The organism is Novosphingobium sp. 11B (assembly GCF_054589055.1).
Genome location: NZ_BAAILP010000022.1, coordinates 1 through 4,564, shown reverse-complemented (window position 1 = coordinate 4,564; position 4,564 = coordinate 1). Strand labels below are relative to the sequence as shown.

General features: G+C 69.0%; 3 protein-coding genes. 2 read left to right on the top strand and 1 reads right to left on the bottom strand.

Annotated elements, in window-relative coordinates; translation table 11 throughout:
* Nucleotides 1-173: 173 nt before the first annotated feature.
* Nucleotides 174-2,072, bottom strand: a complete 1,899-nt coding sequence (sppA, locus tag ACYPYD_RS01915) for a signal peptide peptidase SppA (protein WP_459661863.1) — start codon at nucleotides 2,070-2,072, stop codon at nucleotides 174-176.
* A 155-nt stretch (nucleotides 2,073-2,227) separates the two neighbouring features.
* On the opposite strand from sppA, the gene ACYPYD_RS01910 reads away from it, so the two are divergent.
* Entirely contained in the window at nucleotides 2,228-3,208 is a 981-nt protein-coding gene (locus tag ACYPYD_RS01910; RefSeq protein WP_036523605.1) for an aspartate carbamoyltransferase catalytic subunit, read from the top strand.
* Nucleotides 3,205-4,458, top strand: a complete 1,254-nt coding sequence (locus tag ACYPYD_RS01905; protein ID WP_459661862.1) for a dihydroorotase — start codon at nucleotides 3,205-3,207, stop codon at nucleotides 4,456-4,458. The genes ACYPYD_RS01910 and ACYPYD_RS01905 overlap by 4 nt, the downstream gene beginning before the upstream one ends.
* Nucleotides 4,459-4,564 lie beyond the last annotated feature (106 nt).

Genomic DNA, 4,564 nt, shown 5'->3' with positions numbered 1-4,564 from the left:
AATCCAGGGCGGCGTAATGCTGCCCTGGATTGCTTCGCTACGCTCGCAATGACGATGGGTGAGTGCTTCCGCTCGTGCTTCGACAGGCTCAGCATGAGCGGGGAGAGGAAAGCGAACTACCCCGCCCCCGCTCGCCCTGAGCTTGTCGAAGGGCCGCGCGCCACCCTGTCAGCCTACTTCCACCCTGCCAGCCGCGCGAGCATCGCCACGGTCGAACCCTCGCCCGCCGGCTTTGCCACCGCGCGATAGTCCGGCCCGGCCGCGCAGGCGAGGCAGTATGCCTGCACGCCCTGCGCGCCCAGCACACCGTCGAGCCGCGCCACCGCCTGCGCCATCTGCAGCCGCTGGCGCTGCGCCACCAGCCCGGCGAAGTCGTAGGCTGCCGCCTGCTCCTGCGAACCGGACGTCATGCTCTGCACGAAGGCGCTGAACGAATCCTCCGGTTCCTCCAGATAGACTGCCTGCCACTTGCCGTTGCCCACGCCGCCCAGCTTCGCGGCATAGGCGAGCGCATCGTCCAGCCCGCCCATCTGGTCGACGAGGCCGAGCCGCTGCCCGTCCGCACCTGGCCACACGCGCCCCTGCGCGATCGCGTCGACCTGCTGCGGCGTCTTGCCGCGCGCCTTGCCGACGATGCCGAGGAACTTGCCGTAGATGCTCTCCACCGAGCCCTGAAGCATGGCTTCGACCTCGGGCGTGAAGCCGCCGAGAATGTCCGGCTGCCCGGCCAGCGGCGTGGAGCGCACCCCGTCGCTGGTCACGCCGAAGTCCGCCAGCGTCTTCTCGAAGCTGGGCACGAAGGCGAAGACGCCGATCGAGCCGGTGATCGTCGCGGGTTCCGCGAACACGCGCTGGCCGGGCGTGGAGACCCAGTAGCCGCCGCTCGCCGCCATCGTGCCCATCGACACCACGACCGGGATCTTGGCATCGCGCCAGCGCTGGATCGCGCGGCGGATACGCTCCGACGCCATGACCGAGCCTCCCGGCGAATCGATCCGCACAACCAGCGCCTTCATGCCCTCTTCGCGGTTCTCGTCGAGCAGCGCGGCGATGCGGTCGCCGCCCGCCGTGCCGGGACCAGCCTCACCGTCGACGATCTCTCCGGCGATGGTGACGACGCCGATCTTGGCGCCCTCCCCCTTCACCGGGTTCGCCGCCAGCCAGGTCGCCAGCCCGGTATGCGCGTAGTCCGGCGCGTCCTTGTCCGAATGGCCGATCGTGGTTTCGCCCACCAGCTTCTCGACGCGGGCCTCGAACTCGGTCTGGTCGCCGATGCGGTCGATCAGGCCTGCCGCCTTCGCGGCCTCGGCCATGTCGTTGCCGTGCGCCTTGTTCCAGCCGACCGGGTCCGCGACCATGCGATCGAGCTGCGCTTTGGGCCGCGCCTTCGCGATCTCGGCGCGCAGGGCGTTCCACTGCGAATCGAGGATCAGCTTGAAGTCCTCGCGCGCCTCGGGCGAGAGGTCGGTGCGCATGTAGGGCTCGACCGCCGACTTATAGGTGCCGACGCGGTAGACATGCGCGTTGACCCCGTACTTGTCGAAAAGCCCCTTGTAGAACTGCAGGTTGCCGCCCGGTCCCGCCACGAAGGCGCCGCCCATCGGATCGACCCAGGCCTCGCTGGCGTGGGCCGCCAGCTGCACGCCGTCGTCGGCATAGAGATTGGCGAAAGTCAGCACCGGCTTGCCCGCCTTGCGCACTTCGTCGATGGCCGCGCCGATATCATGCAGGTGCACATAGCGCCCGCCCATGAAGCGCGAGAGGTCGAGGACGACCGCCTTGATCCGCTTGTCGCTCGCCGCCAGCCGCAGCGCCCGCTCGACATCGCGGGCCTGGAATTCATGGACCTGCTCGCCGCCGGACGTCAGCAGCTGGAGCGGATCGACCTTGCTCTTCTCCTCGACCACGGTGCCGTCGAGTTCGAGCAGCAGTGCCCCGTTCTCCACCTTGCCGCCGACCGGCCGCGCCGAGAGCGCGGCGTAGATCACCCCGAAGAAAGCCAGCAGGAACAGCAGCGCCAGCGCATCCTTCACGGCGACCAGCAACTTCCAGACCTTGCGCGCGAATCTCATGTAACGACCTGCCTTTCGCATGCAGCCTTACCTGCTGCGGTGCGGAATGGGAAAGGGGCGGGCACCAAAGCGGTTCCATTCCTTTTCGCATCGGGGGAGGAATGGCTGGATCGCCCTTGCTCACCCCCGGCTCCCCGCCTATGGCGTGGTCTTTAATGACACCTCCAGAATATACCTATCCGGCAGGCGCCCTCGCCTTTCCGCATCGCGGCCTCACGGGCATTGCGGGCCTTGCCCCGCACCAGATCTGGTTCCTGCTCGACGAGGCGGAACAGTGGGTCGAAATGAACCGGGGCGCGCAGAAGCGGGTCGAGCTGCTTTCCGGCATGACCATCATCAACGCCTTCTTCGAGAACTCGACGCGCACACTCCTGAGCTTCGAGATCGCGGGCAAGCGCCTCGGCGCCGACGTCGTGAACATGGCGGTCGCCACCTCCAGCGTGAAGAAGGGCGAGACGCTGATCGACACGGCGATGACGCTCAACGCCATGCGCGCCGACGCCATCGTCATCCGCCATGCCTCCTCGGGCGCGGTGCAGCTGATCGCGGACAAGGTGGACTGCCCGGTGCTCAACGCCGGGGACGGCCAGCACGAGCACCCGACGCAGGCGCTGCTCGATGCGCTGACGATCCGGCAGGCCAAGCGCGCGTTCAACGGGCTGCGGGTGACGATCTGCGGCGATATCCTGCACAGCCGCGTGGCGCGCTCGAACATCCTGTGCCTCGCCTCGCTGGGCGCCGACGTGCGGGTCTGCGCGCCGCCCGCGCTGATGCCCGCCGACATCGAGCAGATGGGCGTGACGGTGTTCCACGACTTCGACGCTGCGCTGAAGGGCGCCGACGTGGTCATGATGCTGCGCCTGCAGATGGAGCGCATGGAAGGCCAGTTCATCCCCTCGCCGCGCGAATACCGCCACCTCTACGGGCTGACGCTGGACCGGCTGGAACTGGCCGAATCGAACGCGCTGGTCATGCACCCCGGCCCGATGAACCGCGGCGTCGAGATCGACAGCAACGTCGCCGACCATGTGGAGCGCTCGATGATCACCACGCAGGTGGAAATGGGCGTGGCGATCCGCATGGCCTGCCTCGACGTCCTCACCCGAAAAGGCCGCAAGATGGAGGGCTGGGCATGAGTCTTCACGCACCCCTGACCGTCACGGGCGGCCGCCTGCTGCTGGCCGACGGCTCGATCCAGAGCGGCGCCGTGCGCTGCGAGGGCGGGTTCATCACCGCGATCGGCGCCGACGTCGCCCCGCAGGACGGCGACACCGTGCATGACGCGCGGGGCCAGATCGTGGCGCCGGGCCTCGTCGACATCGGCGTCTTCGCGATCGACAAGCCCGCGTTCCACTTCGGCGGCATCACTCGCGCCGCGCTCATGCCCGACCAGAACCCACCGCTCGACGTATCGGCGCGGGTGCGCTTCGCGGCGCAGTCGGGCAAGCCGGACTTCTGGGTCCACCCGCTCGCCGCCGCGACGCAGGGGCTGGAGGGCAAGGCGCTCGCCGAGATCGCGATGATGCGCGATGCCGGTGCGCGCGCGGTCTGCACCGGGCGGCGCTGGATCGGCGATTCGGGCACGATGCTGCGCCTGCTGCAGTACACCGGAATGCTGGGCATGGTCGTCATTGCCCATGCCGAGGACGCCGGGATCGTCGGCAATGCCGTCGCCACGGCGGGCGAGATGGCGACCCGCCTCGGCCTCCCCAGCGCACCTGCGCAGGCAGAGGCTCTCGCGATCGCCCGCGACATCGCGCTGGCCGAGATGGCGAATGCCGCGATCCACTTCCGCAACGTCACGACCGCCGCCGGGCTGGAACTGGTGCGCGCGGCCAAGGCGCGCGGGCTGAAGGTGACGGCGGGGGTGAGCCCGGCCTACTTCATGCTTTCCGACCTTTCGATCGGGGCGTTCCGCACTTTCACCCACCTCTCGCCCGCGCTGCGCTGCGAGGCGGATCGCAAGGCGGTGGTCGCCGCCATCGCCGACGGCACCATCGATGTGATCGCCTCGGGCCACGATCCGCGCGGCCCCGAGGACAAGCGCCTGCCGTTCAGCGATTCGGCCCCCGGCATGGCGGGCGCGGAGACGCTGCTGCCGCTGACGATGAGCCTCGTGCGCGACGGCGTGATCGACATGGCCCGCGCCTTCGAGCTGATCGCCGCCAACCCGGCGAAGCTGCTGGGCGTGAACGCAGGCAGCTTGGCGGTCGGCGCCGAGGCCGACATCGCTGTGCTCGATCCCGAGCGGCCGTGGATCGTCAATTCGGACAAGATGGCCGCAGCCGCGGGCAATACCCCGTTCGACCGCCAGCCGGTGCAGGGCCGCGTCCTCGCGCTCTTCAAGGGCGGCGTCGCGGTGCGAATGAAGAAGATCGGCGGGTAAGACCCCCGTCGTCCCGGACTTGATCCGGGACCGGTGGCTGTCTTTAGGTGCGACTTTGCTGCGCGCGCCGCGAGGTGGGCTGTTCACGGCCAGCGGTCCCGGATCA

Excerpts from the sequence above, each read along its gene's own strand:
- sppA (WP_459661863.1), bottom strand. The coding sequence starts at position 2,072 with ATGAGATTCGCGCGCAAGGTCTGGAAGTTGCTGGTCGCCGTGAAGGAT.
- ACYPYD_RS01910 (WP_036523605.1), top strand. The coding sequence starts at position 2,228 with ATGACACCTCCAGAATATACCTATCCGGCAGGCGCCCTCGCCTTTCCG.
- ACYPYD_RS01905 (WP_459661862.1), top strand. The coding sequence starts at position 3,205 with ATGAGTCTTCACGCACCCCTGACCGTCACGGGCGGCCGCCTGCTGCTG.